Source organism: Mycobacterium kubicae, from assembly GCF_015689175.1.
Classification (GTDB): Bacteria; Actinomycetota; Actinomycetes; order Mycobacteriales; family Mycobacteriaceae; genus Mycobacterium; species Mycobacterium kubicae.
Genome location: NZ_CP065047.1, coordinates 4,532,628 through 4,551,397, shown reverse-complemented (window position 1 = coordinate 4,551,397; position 18,770 = coordinate 4,532,628). Strand labels below are relative to the sequence as shown.

Here is an 18,770-nt window from a genome sequence, read left to right as displayed (position 1 = left end):
CGATCCGCCTACTCGGTCTCTTCGGGCGCGCCGGCCTCTTCGGCCTCTTCGGTCTCGGCTTCTTCCGCTGCGGCCTCGCCCTCGAGGTCCTCGGCGGTGGGCGCGGTCACCACGTTGACCACCAGCGTCTCCGGGTCGGAGATCAGGGTGACCCCGCGCGGCAGTTCGATCTGGCCGGCGGTGAACTGGGTGCCTTCCTCGGCGCCCTCGATCGATATCGTCAACTGCTCGGGGATCGACAGCGCCTCGGCTTCGATCTCGATGGCGTTCGTCTCCTGGGTGACCAGGGTGCCCGATTGCGGTTCACCCTCGACGACCACGGTCACCTCGACGGTGACCTTCTCGCCCCGGCGCACCACCAACAGGTCGGCGTGCTGGATGGTGCGGCGAATCGGGTGAATCTCCAGCGACTTGGTCAGCGCCAGTTGCTCTTTGCCGGCGATGTTCAGCGTCAGCACCGCGTTGGTGCCCGAGTGGCGCAGCACCGCTGCGAAGTCGTGGGCCGGAAGTTCCAGGTGTTGCGGGTCTGCACCGTGGCCGTAGAGAACGGCGGGGATCTTGCCCTCGCGCCGGGCTCGGCGGGACGCGCCCTTGCCGGTCTCGCTGCGTACCGAGACGCTGAGCTGGTTGCCTGCTTCGGATTTAGCCATTTGTCGCTCCTGTGTGTAGGGCACGGCCAGGATCGCGACAGTGATGCCGGTCTCCGTCGATAACGGTGTCGGCCTGATCAGCCGGCTACCCTCGCCGTGACGCCCGGCCAGGCTAACGCATCTGGGCCGTCGAGGCGAAATCCGGTCGCCGCAGTGGGCACATGCGCCCCAGCGACGGGCTGCCGACTGCCGAGTGTGCAGTCACGGTTTCCACTGAGCGTTCCGGGCGCACTTTCGGCGGAATTGCCGCCCTGCGCGCACAGCCGAAGCCCTACGCGCACAGTCGGCCTCATCGACTACAGCGGGAACTTGGTGCCGGTGAGCTGCTCGGACAGCTCCCACAGCACGGCAGCCGTCTTCTCATCTTTGGCCCGCGGGCTGCGGGCAATCGGCTGCGTGCGGCCCAGGTACCCGAAGCGCGGGCCGACGAACGTGTCGCCCGGCAAATCCTGCGCGACCGCGTACAACGTCTGCCGCGCGCCGTAGTCGGCGTTGGTGGCCACCACCCGGGTGGCCGTCGAGATGACCGCGTCGCTGAACTTGCGGCCCGAGGCGCCCTGCAGGTTGGTGTGGGAGTAGCCCGGGTGTGCCGCCAGGGCGCGCAGCCGCGAACCGGCGGCGTCCAGTCGGCGCTGCAACTCGCTGGTGAACAGCAGGTTGGCCAGTTTCGATTGGCTGTAGGCAAGCCAAGCCGAATAGCGCCGGTGCTGCCAGTTGAGGTCAGCCAGGTCGATGCGGCCGGGCCAGTGCGCCATCGACGAGACGGTGACGACCCGGTCGGTCAGCTTGGGCAGCACCAGGTTGGTCAGCGCGAAATGGCCGAGATGGTTGGTGCCGATCTGGCTTTCGAAGCCGTCGGCGGTCACGGCATATGGGGCGGCCATGATGCCGGCGTTGTTGATCAGAATGTCGGCGTGTTCGACGCCGTCGGCGAACTCCCGCACCGACGAAAGGTCTTGCAGGTCGAGCCGACGCACCTCGACCTCGCCGGGCAGCTCGCGCGCGACCGCCTCGCCCTTGTCCGGATTGCGGACGGCCATCACGATGCGCGCGCCCCTGCCGGCCAGCTCGCGGGCCGTCACCGCGCCGAGGCCGCTGTTGGCTCCGGTGATGATGACGGTGCGCCCGGCGAACGACGGGAGATCTGCGGCGGTCCAGCCAGTCATGGCTTCTAGTTAACGATGTCGAACTCCAGGGGCACGCTGAGGGGTCCGGTTATGCCCGCCATGCTCGGCCATGGACCGGGCCCGACCTGGCGGGCGTTGGGCAGGCGCGCGGTGATGACCCGCAGGGCTTCGATCAGTTCCACCCGGGCCAGATGCGCACCGAGGCAGTAGTGCACGCCGCCGCCGAAGCTGAGGATGGCCGGCGGACCGAGCCGGCCGATGTCGAGCCGATCGGGTTCGTCGTAGACCTCGGGGTCACGGTTGGCCGCGGCGGTGTTGGCCAACACCAGGGTGCCGGCCGGGATGCGCACACCGGCTAGTTCGACATCTTCGGCGGCCTGGCGCGGGACACCGAAAGTGATTGGGTGATAACGCATCAGCTCGTGCACCGCGTCGGCCGCCAACTCAGGATGCTGGGCCAGCGCCGTCCACTGGCAGGGGTGTGCGGCCAACGCCTGCACCGCCGCGGCGAGCTGGTTTCGGGTGGTGTCGGTCCCGGCCCCGAGCAGGGTTGCGGACAGCATCAGCAGTTCGTCATGGGTGAGACGGTCGCCGTCATCTTCGGCGCGGATGAGGTCGGAGATCAAATCGTCGGTGAGACAGGCCCGCCGGCGGGCGATCAGCTCCTCGAGGTAGGCGTCGAGTTCGGCCCACGCCGCCAGTATCAGCGGGGCATCCTCGGCGGCATTGGGCTCGAAGACCTTCTTGATGTCGTCGCTCCACTGGGAGAACAACTTCCAATCCTGCGCAGGTGCGCCCAGGAGCGCGCAAATGATCGGGGTGGGGTAGGAGCGGGCGATATCGGTGACGACGTCGCAGCGCCCAGCGGTGGTGAGCGGTTCGACCAGATCGGTGATGACGTCGACGATCAGGGAGCGCAGTCGTTCGGCGGCGCGGGGCGAGAAGGCCTTCGACACCAGCCGGCGCAGTCGATGGTGGGTGGCGCCGTCCAGACCCAGGATGTTGTTGGCGCCCCGGTCCCACAGCGGACCCGAGGTGACGCCTCTGGCGGCGAGCCCCAGAGCCGGCGCGGTGACGAACCGCGGGTCCCGCAAGACGCAGCGGGCCAGGTCATAAGTCAGCACCTGTGGCCCGTACGGCCCCATGGCGATGGGCGCCTGGGCGCGCGCATCGGCGATGAGCCGGTGCGCTTCGGCGGGATCGGTGAGGTGGTCGTAGTCGATACACGGCAAATCGGCGAGCGTGGTCATGGCGTCGACTATCCGGCGGCCGACCGGCAAGACCATCCGCCGCAACGCGTAGATCTGCGCCATGTGGCGCGTAACTTTCCCGGCCCCCTCGCGGCGATCTGCGCGTCACGGCGGATGTTTTGCTCGATGCGAGCCGCAATGCTGCATAACATGAGCCAACACGCGGAGATCACGGCGCTGACCTGGAGCGAGTTGGGCATGAGTGAGTTGCTGCCAACCGGAACAGTGACGCTGCTATTGGCAGATGTGGAAGGTTCCACGGGGCTGTGGGAAACCGAACCGGACCAGATGAGTACCGCGCTGGCCCAGCTGAACCGGATCGTTAACGACAGCGTCGGCGCCCACGACGGGGTGCGACCGCTCGAGCAGGGCGAGGGCGACAGCTTCGTGGCCGCCTTTGCCCGAGCGAGCGACGCGGTGGCATGCGCGCTGGCTTTGCAGCAGGCCCCGCTCGAGCCGATTCGGTTGCGCATCGGGGTGCATACCGGTGAGATACAGCTGCGCGACGACGCCAATTACGCCGGTCCCACCATCAACCGCACCGCGCGACTGCGAGATCTCGCCCACGGCGGCCAAACCGTGCTGTCGGGCGTGACCGAATCGCTGGTCGCCGACCGGCTCCCCGACGGTGTGTGGTTGATCGAGCTGGGCAGCTATCCGTTACGCGGGGTGGCTCGTCCGGAGCGGGTGGTGCAGCTGTGCCATCCCGGCCTGCGCAACGAGTTCCCGCCGCTGCGGGTCCGCGGTGCCGCCGTCTCGCACAACCTTCCGGTGCAGCTGACGAGTTTTATTGGGCGACAACGCGAGATGGCCGAGCTTTGGGAAGTCATCGCGCCGCACAGGTTGGTGACCCTCACCGGCGCCGGCGGGGCGGGCAAGACGCGGCTCGCCGTCGAGGTTGCCTCCGAACGGTCGGCTGAGTTCGCCGATGGGGTGTGGTGCGTCGACTTGGCGCCAATCACCATTCCCGAGGTGGTACCGGTGACCGTCGCGCGCACGCTGGGCCTGCCCGACCAGCCAGGTCGGTCCACGATGGAACTGCTGACGCGGTTCTTCGGTCAAAAGAAAGCCCTACTGCTGCTGGACAATTGTGAGCACCTGCTCGATGCCTGCGTGTTGCTGGTTGAGGAGCTGCTTCGGCGCTGCCCGCACCTGACGATCATCGCCACGAGCCGAGAGCCGCTGGGGGTGACCGGTGAATTGAGTTGGCGCGTGCCGTCCTTGTCGGTTGCCGATGAGGCAGTCGAGCTGTTCACTGACCGCGCCCGGCGAATCCGTCCGGATTTCGTTGTCACCGAAAGTAATCGGCCGGTGGTCGAAGAGATCTGTAGGCGTCTGGATGGGATGCCGTTGGCGATCGAGCTTGCCGCGGCACGCGTTCGGGCGTTGTCGCTGCACCAGATACTGGAGAGCCTGCACGACCGGTTCCGGTTGCTCACCGGCGGCGCGCGTACCTCGGTGCGCCGGCAACAGACACTGCGAGCCTCGGTGGATTGGTCGCACGCGCTGCTCACCGATCCCGAGCGGGTCTTGTTCCGCCGGTTGGCAGTTTTCGCCGGCGGGTTCGACCTTGCCGCGGCCCAAGCCGTCGGCGCGGGCAGCGAACTCGAAAGTTATCAGCTGCTGGACCAATTGAGCCTGTTGGTCGACAAGTCTCTGGTGGTCGCTTCGGAAACGAGCACCGACACCGGGATGCGATATGGGATGTTGGAGACGGTGCGGCAGTACGCCCAGGAAAAGCTGGGCGAATCCGGCGAAGCCGACGAGGTACGCACCCGCCATCGCGACTACTACGCGGACACGGCCGCCGCGTTGGAAGCTTCGGGACACGCCGCCGACGACGTGCTGTTGCGTTGGGCGCAACGTGAAATGGACAATCTACGGGCGGCATTCGCGTGGAGTAGGGAGAGCGCAGACCTCGAGACAGCCTTGCGGCTCATTTTGTCGTTGCGTCCGTTGTGGATTCGAGGCGGGCGCATCATGGAAGCCTTGGCCGGTCTGGACGCCGTTCTGGCCGACGGAAGCAACTCACAAATCGCGCCGGAGGTATGGGTGGGCGCGGTGGCCTATCGCGGCATCCTTGCCGCATTCGGAACAATCCCCTCAGACATGGGCCGGCAGGAACAGGCGCTGGCCGTCGCTCGTCGGCTCGGTAACACGGACCTCGTCGCACGGGCCCTCATAGCGTGTGGGATGAGCGCGATATACAGCGCCGACTTGGCTGAACCCTATTTCGCGGAGGCCATCGGGTTGGTGCGCGCCAGCGGCGACCAGTGGAGCGAGTGCCAGATCGTCAGCCACCAGGCGACCGCGTATACCTTTGCGGCTGAACCGTTGCCAGCTCGTGCCACTGCCGAACGAGCCCGTGACCTGGCAGATGCCCTCGGCGACCGGTTCTTCTCGCGCAACGCCCGGGCGTGGCTGGGCCTGGCCGTGATGATGCAGGGCCACCTAACAGAAGCTGGTGAGATTGCTTGCGCCGTGGCCCGAGAAGCTGAGGCGGCAAAGGACTTGATGATGATCGTCTACGGCCATGTGGTCCACGGCATCGTTCTCGCTTATCAAGGGAAGGCCTCTGACGCTTATGCGGCAGTCGACTCGGCATTGCGGGCCGTGGACGCGCTTGGTGGGGTCGCCGAGGACACCGCGTTGGCGGTCTTGGCCACCGCGTGCTTGGCCGATGGTGACGGCGGCGCGGGGCTGCGCTTCTGCGAAGCCGCCTGGAAATGCACGAATCCGCTGCGGGAGATGCTGACCCGAAGCGTCAGCCCAATTGCCGAGGCCGCGTTGGCTTGTGGCGATTTGACCACCGCGCGCCGCTGGGCTGACGAGAACGTCGCGATGGTTCCGGGTTGGCAACAGTTGGTTGCGCTCACGGTGCGCGCACACATCGCGATGGCACAAGGTGATCCGGAGCAGGCCGAGCGCGATGCGCATGACGCTCTCGCCGTCGCAGCGAGGACTCAAGGCTATCTACGGGTGCCCGACACGCTGGAATGCTTGGCTCGCCTAGCGGCCCACGCGGGCAATACTTCATACGCGGCCCGACTGTGTGGCGCGGCGGACGCAATGCGTCAACGCACTGGGCAAGTCCGCTTTCCGATGTACCAGCCTGGCTATGACAGCGCTCTTGCGCATATTCGTGACACCGTGGGGCAGGACGCTTTCGAAGCTGCCTGGGCCGAGGGCGCCGCCCTGTCGACCGAAGAAGCGATCGCCTATGCCCAACGTGGCCGCGGCGAGCGCAAGCGGCCTACCACCGGCTGGGCGTCGCTGACACCCATGGAGCGCGACGTGGTTCGTCTGGTCATCGAAGGGTTGAGCAACAAGGAAATCGGCGCACGGCTGTTCATTTCACCGCGTACCGTCCAGAGCCATCTCACCCACGTCTACGCCAAACTCGGTATCGCCTCACGCGTGCAGCTGGTTCAGCAAGCGTCTCGGCTCAGCTGAACGAGTCGTCACTTCTTGGCGACAACGAATCCGCGGATGATCGCTTCCACGTCATCGCTCTGCTTGACGGCTTCGTTGGCCATGCTGGTGATGGTCAACTGCACCATGTAGCGCTGGCTGGTGGGCGGTGAGCCGGTCGCCAGCACGATGCGATTCCAGCTGTGCATACGCCCGGTGCGGGCGTCGTAGCTGCCCTGGATCATCGACGAGGGAAAGCCGTTGAAGTCTGCGTTCGAGGCGTCGAGTTGGTGAAAGCCTTCGGGCAGGTCGGCGTTGGCGTGCTTGATCGCTTCGGCCGGATCGAAGGTCCCGCGCAATTTGAACACCACCAGCATGGCCGCCGGAAGGTTGTCGCCCTTGGCCAGCATCACCGCGTTCGGATGGGCCTTCGGATCGCCATGCGGCGCCCAGCCCGGCGGTGTCGGGATGGACACCGTGAGGTCGGGTAGTCCGGTCGGTGGCACCGGATCACCGGCGACGCCAACGCTTTCCAGATACTGCGACAACGGAACGGCTTTGCCCGTCGTCGTCGCCGCGGCGCTGGTGGTGGTCGTCGTCGGCGCCAGCACCGACGAATAGTCCGTCGTCTTGGGCCCGCACGCCGCCGTCAGGGCGGCCAGCGCAACGGCGGCCGCACAAATCCGGAAAGCCAGCGGCCTCACAAGATCTCACGCACGGAGTCGATGGGCCGAGCCAGCCGGGTGCCCTTCGACGTGACGACGAACGGCCGCTCGATCAGGATCGGATGCTCGGCCATCGCGTCGAGCAATTGGTCGTCGGTGGCGTCGGCGAGGTTGAGTTCGGCGTAGAGCGGTTCGCGTTTACGGACCGCGGTGCGCACGTCGATTCCCGCCTCGCGAATCATGCGCACCAGGTCGTCGCGCGAGGGTGGGGTCTTCAGATACTGCACGATCGTCGGCTCTAACCCGTTGTCGCGCAACAGGTCCAGCGTCTTACGAGAGGTGCTGCACTTGGGGTTGTGGTAGATGACGGCGTCGCCGGTGCCAGAAACCATCTAGGCGTCTCCGTCGAATAGTCCTGTCACGGAACCGTTTTCGAAGACGGCGCGGATGGTGCTGGCTAACAGCGGTGCAATCGACAACACCGTCAGTTGCGGGAAGCGCTTCTCCTCGCCGATCGGCAGAGTGTTGGTGACGATCACCTCGCGCGCGCCGCAGGCGGCCAGTCGTTGGGCGGCCGGGTCGGACAGCACACCGTGAGTGGCCGCGATGATGACGTCCTTGGCGCCGTCGTGATGCAACAACTGCACCGCACCGGCAATGGTGCCGCCGGTGTCGATCATGTCGTCGATCAGGACGCAGGTGCGGCCCTGCACCTCACCGACCACGCGGTTGGAGACCACCTGGTTGGGCACCCGCGGGTCGCGGGTCTTGTGGATGAACGCCAGCGGGACGCCGCCCAGCGAATCGGCCCACTTCTCGGCGATGCGCACCCGCCCGGAGTCGGGGGAGACCACCACCATGTTGCTGTCGGGGTAGTTGTCCCGAATGTAGCCGGTCAGCAGGTTCTGGCCGCGCATGTGGTCCACGGGTCCGTCGAAGAAGCCCTGAATCTGGTCGGTGTGCAGGTCGACGGTGACGATGCGGTCGGCCCCTGCCGTCTTCAGCAGGTCGGCGACCAGCCGGGCCGAGATCGGCTCGCGGCCGCGGTGCTTCTTGTCCTGTCGCGCATAGGGGTAGAACGGCATGACCGCGGTGATCCGCTTGGCGCTGCCGCGCTTGAGCGCATCGATCATGATCAGCTGTTCCATCAGCCAGCGGTTGACCGGTGCGGGCGCGGACTGCAGGACGAAGGCGTCGCAGCCGCGCACCGATTCGTCGAAGCGCACGAAGATCTCGCCGTTGGCGAACTCCCGCGCGGTCTGCGCGGTGACGTGCACGTCGAGTTCTTTGGCTACCTGCTCGGCCAGCTCCGGGTGGGCGCGGCCGCTGAAGAGCATCAGGTTCTTGCGGTTATCGGTCCAGTCGTGGCTCAACGCGCTGCCCTCGCCGTTTCGGGATGGGAATTGGAACGCCCCATGGTAAGCGAAGAGCCTTGCTGTGCTGCCGGGTAGCCGGAAATCGACGTCACGGTTGCTGTTCGGTTTCGCGGGTGCGAGCCTGTTCAGCGGCTTGAGCGGCCGCGGTGCCCGGCCGTTTGCGCTGCACCCATCCTTCGATGTTGCGTTGCGGGCCTGCCGATACGGCCAGCGCTCCGGGTGGGACGTCCTCACGCACCACCGTGCCGGCGCCGGTGTAGGCGCCGTCGCCGACGGTGACCGGGGCGACGAACATGGTGTCCGAGCCGGTGCGCACGTGGGATCCGATGGTGGTGCGGCTTTTGGTCGTGCCGTCGTAGTTGACGAACACGCTGGATGCGCCGATATTGCTGTGCTCGCCGATGTCGGCGTCCCCGACGTAGGTCAGGTGCGGGACCTTGGTGCCGGTGCCGATGACGGCGTTCTTGGTCTCGACGAATGCGCCCAGCTTCCCCTCGACGCCCAGCTCCGTTCCGGGTCGCAGGTAGGTGAACGGGCCGACTGTGGCGCCGGCGCCGATGGACGACGACGCGCCGTGGGTGCGGCAGACCGTGGCGCTGTCGCCGACGGTGACGTCGTTCAGCGTGGTGTCGGGCCCGATGGAGCAGCGCCCGCCGATCTGGGTGCGGCCCAGCAACTGGGTTCCGGGGTGGATGACGGTGTCGCGCCCGATCGTCACGTCGACGTCTATCCAGGTGGAGGCGGGATCGATGACGGTGACCCCGGCCATCTGGTGGGCGGCGACGATGCGGCGGTTGAGCTCGGCACCCAGTTCGGCCAGCTGTACGCGGTTGTTGACGCCGGCGACCAGGGCGCTGTCGTCGATGTGGCGGGCGCTCACGGTCATTCCGTCGCGGCGCAGGATGGCGATGACGTCGGTGAGGTAGAGCTCCTGCTGGGCGTTGTTGGAGCTCAGGCGGCTCAGCGCCGAACGCAGAGCGGCGATGTCGAAGGCGTAGACACCGGTGTTGACTTCCCGGATCTCGCGCTGGGAGGCGGTGGCGTCGGTCTGCTCGACGATCGCCATCACTTCGTTGTCCTGGGTGCGCAGGATGCGGCCGTAGCCGTGCGGGTCGTTCAGCGTGGTGGTCAGCACGGTGACCGCGGCCTTGCCGGTGGGGTGGGTCGCGTTGTGGGTGGCGATCAGGTCGGCCAGCGTGTCGGCATCCAGCAGCGGAGTGTCTCCCGCGGCGACGACCACGATGCCGGCGTAGTCCTCGGGTAGCGCCCGCAGGCCGCACAACACCGCGTCCCCGGTGCCGCGCGGTTGATCTTGCAGCGCGACGTCGATGGTGCGTCCCAAATGGTTGGCCAGTTCGCCGACCAGCGGTTCGATGCGCTGGTGGTCGTGGCCCAGCACGACGACGAGGTGTTGCGGTGCGAGCTTGGTCATCGAGTGCAGCGAGTGCGAGAGCATGCTGCGTCCGCCCAGGGTGTGCAGCACCTTCGGGGTGTCAGACCGCATCCGGGTGCCGGGACCTGCCGCTAAGACCAGGACCGCGGTGTCACCACGAAACGTCATACCTCTCCTCACGGTCTCGTCGGCGAACGTTGTGTCTGCTCGCCGGAGCCGGTGCAATTAGGGCTCCGTCGCCAGGACTCGAACCTGAACTGTCTGAACCAAAATCAGAAGTGCTGCCGATTACACCACGACGGATTGCGTACCAAGGGCGCTGTCGCGCCACCATGTGACTTTAGTCGGCCGACGATGCCGCCCGCTTGCGGGCGGAGGAGGAGGCCGCGCGTGGGGTTGAGTCGGCCGACGATGCCGGCCGCTTGCGGGCGGAGGAGGAGGCCGCGCGTGGGGTTGAGTCGGCCGACGATGCCGGCCGTTGTCGGATGCCAGCTTCGCTGTCACATCCACCACATTGGCCCCTAACCCCAAGGGTGTTCGATTTGCCCGCCTCACAGCGACAACGCGCGGCGCGGCGCTGCCGCCTTCGAGGTTGTCGCTCGATTGTCGCTGTGAGGTGGGCAAAAAGTGTCTCGCCCGGCCGAGAGGCTGATGTGACGGCTGGGGCAGGAGCGGCCCTGGGAGCACGCGCGCTTCACCGAGCGTGAACCTGCGCATCCGAATGTGCGGGGCAGGGCGGAAAACCCGCGATTCTGGCGCCACCACCGCACAGTCGACGCCGTCCACTCCCAGTGGGCCCGACCGGCCGATACCCTTACTGACGTGGCCATACCGGACAAGGAGCCAGAGAAAGAAGTGCGCGCGCCCCGCGCCCGAATGACCGGCAGCGAGCGGCGCCACCAACTGATCGGCATCGCGCGCACCTTGTTCGCCGAACGTGGCTACGACGGAACCTCGATCGAAGAGATCGCCCAACGCGCCAACGTGTCCAAGCCGGTCGTCTACGAGCATTTCGGCGGCAAGGAAGGCCTGTACGCCGTTGTCGTCGACCGGGAAATGTCGGCGCTGCTGGACGGCATCACCTCGTCGCTGACGAACAACCGATCGCGGGTGCGCGTCGAGCGGGTCGCGTTGGCGCTGCTCACCTATGTCGAAGAGCGCACCGACGGCTTCCGCATCATGATCCGCGACTCGCCGGCCTCGATCAGTTCGGGCACCTACTCCAGCCTGCTCAACGACGCCGTCAGTCAGGTGAGCTCCATTCTCGCCGGCGACTTCGCCCGCCGCGGCCTGGACCCCGACCTGGCTCCGCTGTACGCCCAAGCGCTGGTCGGTTCGGTGTCCATGACCGCGCAGTGGTGGCTGAACACCCGCGAACCCAAGAAAGAAGTAGTCGCCGCGCACCTGGTCAACCTGATGTGGAACGGACTGACCCATCTGGAAGCCGATCCACAACTGCAAGACGAATAACCGAATATTGGGATCGGTAGCAACGCGCGCTCGGTCCACTTGTTGACGACCGCCACAACCGTGGCAGCCAGTAACGAAGGAGCGGCCATGAAAGCAGTTATCGCTGGTCTAGCGTCAACTTTGTCGGTGCTGGGAGGCCTGTGGCTTGCCGCACCCGCTCAGGCCGAGCAGGGAAACTGCCCGCGCCTGCAAGCGTGCACCACGTGGTGCCCCGGCGACCCCAATCCGGCGGGCCGGCCGGTCCCGTGGGACGGCGGCGTCTGCCACGACTACTACTGGGACTCCTACGGCGTGCACGACGTCGGCGACGGCGCCTTCTATTCCTGGGCCACCATGCCCTGGTGAGGCCCGCAGTCGCGCGCCAATAGGTCGGCGATGGTCTCCCGCCGCACCAACTGGCGGATCCGGCCGTCTTTGACCGCCACCAGCGGGGGCCGGCCGACCATGTTGTAGTTCGACGCCATGCTGTGGTGGTAGGCGCCGGTGCCCGCCACCGCGAGCAGGTCGCCGGGATGCACGTCGGCCGGCAGTTCGATATCGCGGGCGATCTCATCGCCGGCCTCGCAGTGCCGACCGGCCACCGTCACCCGCTGTCTGGGCCCGGCAGAATGCCGGTTGGCCAGCGCCACCGTGTACCGCGCGCCGTACAGCGACACCCGCGGGTTGTCGCTCATTCCGCCGTCGACCGCGACGAACGTCCGCCCGCCCGGCTGCGACTTGACCGAACACACCCGGTAGAGCGTGACGCCGGCGCGGGCGCTGATGGCCCGGCCGGGTTCTACGACGAGCGCGGGCCGCGGGAAATGCTCGGCCGCGCAGGCCTCGTCGAGTGCGTCTTCGACGGCGGCGGCCAGCGCCGCGACGTCCAGCGAGGCATCGCCCTGGGCGTACGGGACGGCGTGACCGCCGCCGATGTTCAGCTCGGTCAGGATCACGCCGTGGTGGGCGCGGATGTCGGCCATGGCCGCGATCAGCCGGTGAATCGCCTCGGCGTACAGACCCGGGTCGCTGACCTGCGAGCCGATGTGGCAGTGCAGGCCGATCAGGTCGAGGATCGGGTGGGCGAGCACCCGCTTGACCGCATCGGCGGCCTGGTCGTGGGCCAGGGTGAGACCGAACTTCTGGTCGCTGATGCCGGTGGTGACCGCCCGGTGCCCGTGCACATCGATATCCGGGGTGACCCGGACCAGCACCCGTTGGCGCCGGCGCGCCAGGCCGGCCAGGTAGGCGATCTCCATGCAGGAGTCGACGACGATCCGCCCGACACCGACAGTCACCGCAGCGCGCAATTCCTCCGGTGTCTTGGCGTTGCCGTGCAGGATGATGCGGCTGGGGTCCACCCCGCCGGCCAGCGCGGTGGCCAGCTCACCGGGCGAGCACACGTCCACGCCCAGCCCTTCTTCGCGCGCCCAGCGGGCCACCGCGGTGGTCAACAGCGACTTCCCGGCATAGACCACCTCCGCGTCGCGCAGCGGCTTGCGGTACCCCCGGGCGCGACGACGAAAGTCGGTCTCGTCGATCACGTAGGTCGGGGTATGGAACTCGTCGGCGAGGTCAGCCAGCGCCACGCCGCCGACGCACAACCGGCCCTCCTCGTCGGTGCGGGTGGTCATCGGCCAGATCGCCGGGTCGAACCGTCGCGGCGCGACATGGCGGATCGAAGGCAGCATTTCCAGCAGTGTCATGCTTCCAAGCTGCGCCCCGCCGCAACCCTGCGCTGCCTGCCTTAACGAGTCCGTGACGCCGCCGGGCCCATTCTTGACGAACTTCTGCGCCCTAGAATGGCGGCATCATGACCGCACCGGGGACTGCGTGCCCAGATACCCCGATCGCGGGGCTCGTCGAATTGGCGCTGACTGCGCCAACCTTCCAACAGCTCATCGAGCGTGCCTCCGATCGGCCCGAGAACCTGACGCTGGTGGGACCCGCCAGCGCGCGCCTGTTCGTCGCCAGCGCGCTGGCGCAGCAGGGTCCGCTGCTGGTGGTCACCGCCACCGGCCGTGAGGCCGACGACCTGACCGCTGAGCTGCGCGGCGTCTTCGGCGACGCCGTGGCGGCTTTCCCGTCCTGGGAGACGCTGCCGCACGAGCGGCTCTCGCCCGGCGTCGACACCGTCGGCGCCCGCCTGATGGTGCTGCGCCGGCTCGCCCACCCGGACGACGCCCGGCTGGGTGCGCCGTTGCGTGTGGTGGTCACCGCGGTGCGTTCCCTGCTGCAGCCCATGACGCCACGACTGGGCGACGAAGAACCGCTGACGCTGACCATCGGTGACGAGGTGCCGTTCGAAGACGTGGTCACCCGGTTGGTGGAGCTGGCCTACACGCGGGTGGACATGGTCGGCCGGCGCGGCGAATTCGCGGTTCGCGGCGGCATTCTGGACATCTTCCCGCCCACCGCCGAGCACCCGGTGCGGGTGGAGTTCTGGGGGGATGAAGTCAGCGAGATGCGGATGTTCGCGGTCGCCGACCAGCGCTCCATCCCCGAGCTGGACGTCGACGCCCTGGTCGCCGTGGCCTGCCGTGAACTGCTGCTCACCGAGGACGTTCGGGCGCGGGCGGCGCAGTTGGCCGCGCAGCATCCCACCACCGAGAACACGGTCACCGGCACCGTCAGCGACATGCTGGCCAAGCTGGCCGAGGGCATCCCGGTCGACGGCATGGAGGCGTTGTTGCCGGTGCTGCGGCCTGACGATCACGCGCTGCTCACCGATCAGCTGGCCGACGGCACCCCGGTGCTGTTGTGTGACCCGGAGAAGGTCCGCAGACGCGCGGCCGACCTGATCAAGACCGGCCGGGAGTTCCTCGAAGCGTCGTGGTCGGTGGCCGCCCTGGGCACCGACGCGCCCATCGACGTCAATCAGCTCGGGGGCGCCGGGTTCGCCGAACTCGACGACGTGCAGGAGGCGGCCGCGGGTTCGGGTCACCCCTGGTGGACGCTGAGCCAGCTGTCCGACGAGTCGGCGATCGAGCTCGAGGTGCGGGCCGCCCCGTCGGCGCGCGGTCATCAGCACGACATCGACGGCATCTTCGCGATGCTGCGCGCCCACGTCGCGACGGGCGGGTACGCCGCGGTCGTCGCGCCGGGCACCGGGACCGCGCATCGCGTGGTCGAGCGGCTGGCCGAATGCGAAACGCCCGCCGCCATGCTGGAGCCGCCCGACCTCGCCCTCAAGCCGGGCATCGTCGGCGTGCTCAAAGGCCCGCTGCACGACGGTGTCGTCATCCCGGGCGCCAACCTCGTCGTCATCACCGAAACCGACCTGACCGGCAGCCGGGCCACGGCCGTCGAGGGCAAGCGGCTGGCGGCCAAGCGGCGCAACACCGTCGACCCGCTCGCGCTCACCGCCGGTGACCTGGTCGTGCACGACCAGCACGGCATCGGCCGGTTCGTCGAGATGGTGGAACGCACCGTCGGCGGCGCCCGCCGCGAATACCTGGTGCTGGAATACGCGTCCAGCAAGCGCGGACAACAGGCCGACAAGCTGTACGTCCCGATGGATTCACTGGATCAGCTGTCGCGGTATGTCGGCGGGCAGGCGCCCGCGTTGAGCAAATTGGGCGGGAGCGACTGGGCCAACACCAAGACCAAAGCGCGCCGCGCGGTGCGCGAGATCGCCGGTGAGCTGGTGGCGCTCTACGCCAAGCGGCAGGCCAGCCCCGGCCACGCGTTCAGCCCGGACACCCCGTGGCAGGCCGAGATGGAAGACGCGTTCGGGTTCACCGAAACCGTCGACCAGCTGACCGCGATCACCGAGGTCAAGGCCGACATGGAAAAGCCGATCCCGATGGACCGGGTGATCTGCGGCGACGTCGGCTACGGCAAGACCGAGATCGCGGTGCGGGCGGCGTTCAAGGCCGTCCAAGACGGCAAACAGGTTGCGGTGCTGGTGCCCACGACCCTGCTGGCCGACCAGCATCTGCAGACGTTCACCGACCGGATGGCCGGTTTCCCGGTGACCGTCAAGGGTCTGTCCCGCTTCACCGACCCCGCCGAATCCCGCAAGGTCGTCGACGGCATGGCCGACGGATCGGTGGACATCGTCATCGGCACCCATCGGCTGCTGCAGACCGGCGTGCGGTGGAAGGATCTGGGCCTGGTCGTCGTCGACGAGGAGCAGCGCTTCGGCGTCGAGCACAAAGAGCACATCAAGTCGCTGCGCACCCACGTCGACGTGCTGACCATGAGCGCCACCCCGATTCCGCGCACCCTGGAGATGAGCCTGGCCGGCATCCGGGAGATGTCGACCATCCTGACTCCGCCCGAAGAGCGCTACCCGGTGCTGACCTACGTCGGACCATACGAGGACAAGCAGATCGCCGCCGCCCTGCGGCGGGAGTTGCTGCGCGACGGGCAGGCCTTCTACGTGCACAACCGGGTCAGCTCCATCGACCGGGCCGCCGCCCACGTCCGTGAGCTGGTGCCCGAAGCCCGCGTCGTGGTCGCGCACGGGCAGATGCCCGAGGAGCGGCTGGAACGCACCGTTCAGGGGTTCTGGAACCGCGAATACGACATCCTGGTGTGCACCACGATCGTGGAAACCGGCCTGGACATCTCCAACGCCAACACCCTGATCGTCGAGCGTGCCGACACCTTCGGCTTGTCCCAGCTGCACCAGCTGCGCGGCCGGGTCGGCCGCAGCCGGGAACGCGGCTACGCCTACTTCTTGTATCCGCAGAACGCGCCGCTGACCGAGACGGCTTATGACCGGCTCGCGACGATCGCCCAGAACAACGAGCTCGGCGCGGGCATGGCGGTCGCGCTCAAAGACCTAGAGATCCGGGGCGCCGGCAATGTGCTGGGCGTCGAGCAGTCCGGGCATGTCGCCGGGGTCGGATTCGACCTGTATGTGCGGCTGGTGGGTGAGGCGGTCGAGGCGTACCGGGCAGCCGCCGACGGCCAGACCGTGACCACCGCCGAAGAACCCAAGGACGTGCGCATCGATCTGCCGGTCGACGCGCACCTGCCGCCCGACTACATCGCCAGTGACCGGCTGCGGCTGGAGGCATACCGGCGGCTGGCGGCGGCTCCGGACGACGCGGCCGTCGGCTCCGTCGTCGAAGAGCTGATCGACCGCTACGGGCCGCTGCCCGAACCTGCCCTGCGGCTGGTGGCGGTCGCTCGGATGCGGCTGTTGTGCCGGGAGTCGGGCATCACCGAGGTGACGGCCTCATCGGCGGCGACGGTCCGGTTGTCGCCGTTGACGCTGCCCGATTCGGCTCAGGTGCGGCTCAAGCGGATGTATCCCGGTGCCAGTTATCGCGCCACGACGGCCACCGTGCAGGTGCCCATTCCGCGCACCGGCGGGATCGGCGCCTCGCGCATCCGCGACGTCGAGTTGGTGCAGATGGTGGCCGACTTGGTGACCGCACTCGCGGGCAAGCCGCAGCAAGATATTGGTATGACAAGCCCCGACCCGGCCGCGGCCAGCCAGGAGCGGCGCTGATGATTGTCGTCCTGGTCGACCCCCGGCGTCCTTCCCTGGTCCCGGTCGAGGCCATCGAATTGCTCACCGGTGAGGTGCAGTACACCGAGGAGATGCCGGTCGCGGTGCCCTGGTCGCTGCCCGCAGCCCACCCGGTGCACAGCGGTGACGACGCGCCGGTGCTGTTGTCCTCCGACCCCAAGCACCCCGCGGTCACCGCGCGACTGGCCGCCGGAGCGCGGCTGATCTCGGCGCCGGAGCGCCCGCGCGGGGAGCGACTGGTCGACGCGGTGGCGATGATGGACAAATTGCGCACCGCCGGGCCGTGGGAGAGCGAGCAAACCCACGACTCGCTACGCAGGTATTTGCTGGAGGAAACCTACGAACTGCTGGACGCGGTGCACAGCGGCAACGTCGAGCAGGTGCGCGAAGAATTGGGTGACCTGTTGCTGCAGGTGCTCTTTCACGCCCGCATCGCCGAAGACGCGTCGCAGCTTCCGTTCACCATCGACGACGTCGCCGATACGCTGATCCGCAAGCTGGGCAACCGGGTGCCGGGAGTGCTTGCCGGAGAACAGATTTCGTTGGAGGACCAGCTGGCGCAGTGGGAAGAACGCAAAGCGGCCGAAAAGCCCCGCAACTCCGTGCTCGACGACGTGCACACCGGTCAACCCGCATTAGCCTTGGCGCAGAAGGTGATTCAGCGGGTGGAAAAAGCCGGGTTGCCCGCCGAATTGATTCCCGACGACATCACCACCATCACGCTGTCTGCCGAGGTTGACGCCGAAAATTCGCTGCGTGCAGCGGTCTTGGATTTCGTGGACACCGTGCGCGGTGTCGAGAAGGCGATCGCCGCCGCCCGCCGCGGCGCCAGCGTGGCCGACGAGCTCGACGTCGCCCCGCTGGGCACTGTCACCGCAGAGGAATGGCGCGCGCACTGGCCGGCCGGGGAAGTCGACTCGGCGGCCGAACACCCGTTGCTGTAACCGCGATCGAGATTTGCGACGACTCATAGGGCCTACTTGTGGAGAAATCTCCCCCGAGTTTGCACGCCATGCAGTTTGCCTGGCTAGACAGCCAGAACCCCGGTAGCCAACACCAGTGACGGCTAATGGTCACCCGCGGCGACCGGCGACATTTTTGTGTGCTGAGCGCCGGTGCGACAGGGTGGGGCGCACAACACATGGGACGATGGCCTGATTGCGTGGGTACTCCGCACCCGCAAAGAGGGGTACGTACAGGGGAGAGTTGTGACGCCAAGACGCTGGTTGCGCGCGTTCGCCGTGATAGGGGCGACCGCGATGCTGTTGGCGTCCAGCTGCACCTGGCAGCTCAGCCTGTTCATCCCCGAGGGCGTACCGCCGCCGCCCGGCGATCGCGTCCCACCGGTCGACACCTACGCCACCGGACGTCCCGCCGACCAGCTGCGGCAATGGGCCGAGCAGCGCGCGGCGGCGCTGGAGATCCCGGTGATCGCGCTGGAGGCCTACGCCTACGCCGCGCGCGTCGCCGAAGTCGAGAACCCCAAATGTCACATCGCCTGGACCACCCTGGCCGGCATCGGTCAGGTGGAAAGCCACCACGGCACCTACCGCGGCGCCACGATCGCGCCCAACGGCGACGTGACGCCGCCGATCAGGGGTGTCCGGCTCGACGGCACCGGCGGCACGCTGCGCATTGTGGACAACGATTCGGGCAACATGGACGGCGACGGCGGCGTGGAACGGGCGATGGGGCCCATGCAGTTCATCTCCGAGACCTGGCGGTTGTACGGGGTGGACGCCGACAACGACGGCAAAGTCAGCCCGGACAACATCGACGATGCCGCACTGTCGGCGGCGGGCTACTTGTGTTGGCGCGGAAAAGATCTTGCGACGCCCCGCGGCTGGATCACCGCGCTGCGCGCCTACAACAACTCCGGTGTTTACCTGCGTGCCGTGCGCGACTGGGCCACCGCCTACGCGGCGGGTCATCCGCTGTAGAAGGATGGAGCGCTGACCCAGGCT

The 18,770-nt window shown here is 67.6% G+C and carries 14 protein-coding genes and 1 tRNA gene; 6 read left to right on the top strand and 9 right to left on the bottom strand.

The window, feature by feature from the left end; translation table 11 throughout:
- Positions 1 to 8: 8 nt before the first annotated feature.
- The 3 genes from I2456_RS21190 to I2456_RS21180 all read right to left on the bottom strand — a co-directional run bounded on the left by I2456_RS21190 (position 9) and on the right by I2456_RS21180 (position 3,027).
- Entirely contained in the window at positions 9 to 650 is a 642-nt protein-coding gene (locus tag I2456_RS21190; RefSeq protein WP_085075165.1) for a 50S ribosomal protein L25/general stress protein Ctc, read from the bottom strand.
- Positions 651 to 946: 296 nt separating this feature from the next.
- Positions 947 to 1,816 carry an oxidoreductase gene (locus I2456_RS21185; RefSeq protein ID WP_085075148.1) on the bottom strand — a complete coding sequence of 290 codons (870 nt, stop codon included), beginning with the start codon at positions 1,814 to 1,816 and terminating at the stop codon, positions 947 to 949.
- A gap of 5 nt (positions 1,817 to 1,821) precedes the next feature.
- A complete protein-coding gene (locus I2456_RS21180) occupies positions 1,822 to 3,027 on the bottom strand; it encodes a cytochrome P450 (RefSeq protein ID WP_085075166.1) in 1,206 nt (401 codons plus the stop codon).
- Between the two features lie 138 nt (positions 3,028 to 3,165).
- Between I2456_RS21180 and I2456_RS21175 the strand changes: the two genes are divergently transcribed.
- Positions 3,166 to 6,480, top strand: a complete 3,315-nt coding sequence (locus I2456_RS21175; protein ID WP_174814253.1) for a LuxR family transcriptional regulator — start codon at positions 3,166 to 3,168, stop codon at positions 6,478 to 6,480.
- 8 nt (positions 6,481 to 6,488) lie between these two features.
- Here I2456_RS21175 and I2456_RS21170 read toward each other — a convergent pair whose 3' ends face one another.
- The 5 genes from I2456_RS21170 to I2456_RS21150 all read right to left on the bottom strand — a co-directional run bounded on the left by I2456_RS21170 (position 6,489) and on the right by I2456_RS21150 (position 10,175).
- The gene (locus I2456_RS21170) at positions 6,489 to 7,142 is read right to left on the bottom strand and encodes an LpqN/LpqT family lipoprotein (RefSeq protein WP_085075149.1); all 654 of its coding nucleotides are present in this window, start codon (positions 7,140 to 7,142) and stop codon (positions 6,489 to 6,491) included.
- A complete protein-coding gene (gene arsC / locus I2456_RS21165; RefSeq protein WP_068164837.1) occupies positions 7,139 to 7,495 on the bottom strand; it encodes an arsenate reductase (glutaredoxin) in 357 nt (118 codons plus the stop codon). Before arsC ends, I2456_RS21170 begins: the two co-directional genes overlap by 4 nt.
- Positions 7,496 to 8,476, bottom strand: coding sequence for a ribose-phosphate diphosphokinase (locus tag I2456_RS21160; RefSeq protein ID WP_085075150.1), 981 nt, complete (start codon positions 8,474 to 8,476; stop codon positions 7,496 to 7,498).
- A 91-nt stretch (positions 8,477 to 8,567) separates the two neighbouring features.
- A complete protein-coding gene (gene glmU, locus I2456_RS21155; RefSeq protein WP_085075151.1) occupies positions 8,568 to 10,040 on the bottom strand; it encodes a bifunctional UDP-N-acetylglucosamine diphosphorylase/glucosamine-1-phosphate N-acetyltransferase GlmU in 1,473 nt (490 codons plus the stop codon).
- Positions 10,041 to 10,103: 63 nt separating this feature from the next.
- A tRNA-Gln gene (locus tag I2456_RS21150) sits at positions 10,104 to 10,175 on the bottom strand.
- 573 nt (positions 10,176 to 10,748) lie between these two features.
- Here I2456_RS21150 and I2456_RS21145 point away from each other — a divergent pair.
- Positions 10,749 to 11,342: a TetR/AcrR family transcriptional regulator gene (locus I2456_RS21145; RefSeq protein ID WP_131811289.1), complete on the top strand. Its 594-nt coding sequence runs from the start codon at positions 10,749 to 10,751 to the stop codon at positions 11,340 to 11,342.
- A gap of 87 nt (positions 11,343 to 11,429) precedes the next feature.
- Positions 11,430 to 11,687, top strand: a complete 258-nt coding sequence (locus tag I2456_RS21140) for a hypothetical protein (RefSeq protein WP_139823280.1) — start codon at positions 11,430 to 11,432, stop codon at positions 11,685 to 11,687.
- Here the strand turns inward: I2456_RS21140 and lysA are convergent.
- Positions 11,660 to 13,027, bottom strand: a complete 1,368-nt coding sequence (gene lysA, locus I2456_RS21135; RefSeq protein WP_085075152.1) for a diaminopimelate decarboxylase — start codon at positions 13,025 to 13,027, stop codon at positions 11,660 to 11,662. The two genes, I2456_RS21140 and lysA, sit on opposite strands and share 28 nt — an antisense overlap.
- 107 nt (positions 13,028 to 13,134) lie before the next feature.
- Here lysA and mfd point away from each other — a divergent pair, with 107 nt between their 5' ends.
- The 3 genes from mfd (at position 13,135) to I2456_RS21120 (ending at position 18,746) form a co-directional block, all read left to right on the top strand.
- Entirely contained in the window at positions 13,135 to 16,785 is a 3,651-nt protein-coding gene (gene mfd, locus I2456_RS21130; protein ID WP_085075153.1) for a transcription-repair coupling factor, read from the top strand.
- A complete protein-coding gene (locus I2456_RS21125) occupies positions 16,785 to 17,750 on the top strand; it encodes a nucleoside triphosphate pyrophosphohydrolase (RefSeq protein ID WP_085075154.1) in 966 nt (321 codons plus the stop codon). The genes mfd and I2456_RS21125 overlap by 1 nt, the downstream gene beginning before the upstream one ends.
- 264 nt (positions 17,751 to 18,014) lie before the next feature.
- Complete coding sequence (locus I2456_RS21120) at positions 18,015 to 18,746, top strand: lytic transglycosylase domain-containing protein (RefSeq protein WP_068028466.1); 732 nt, start codon at positions 18,015 to 18,017, stop codon at positions 18,744 to 18,746.
- The last annotated feature ends 24 nt before the right edge of the window (positions 18,747 to 18,770 follow it).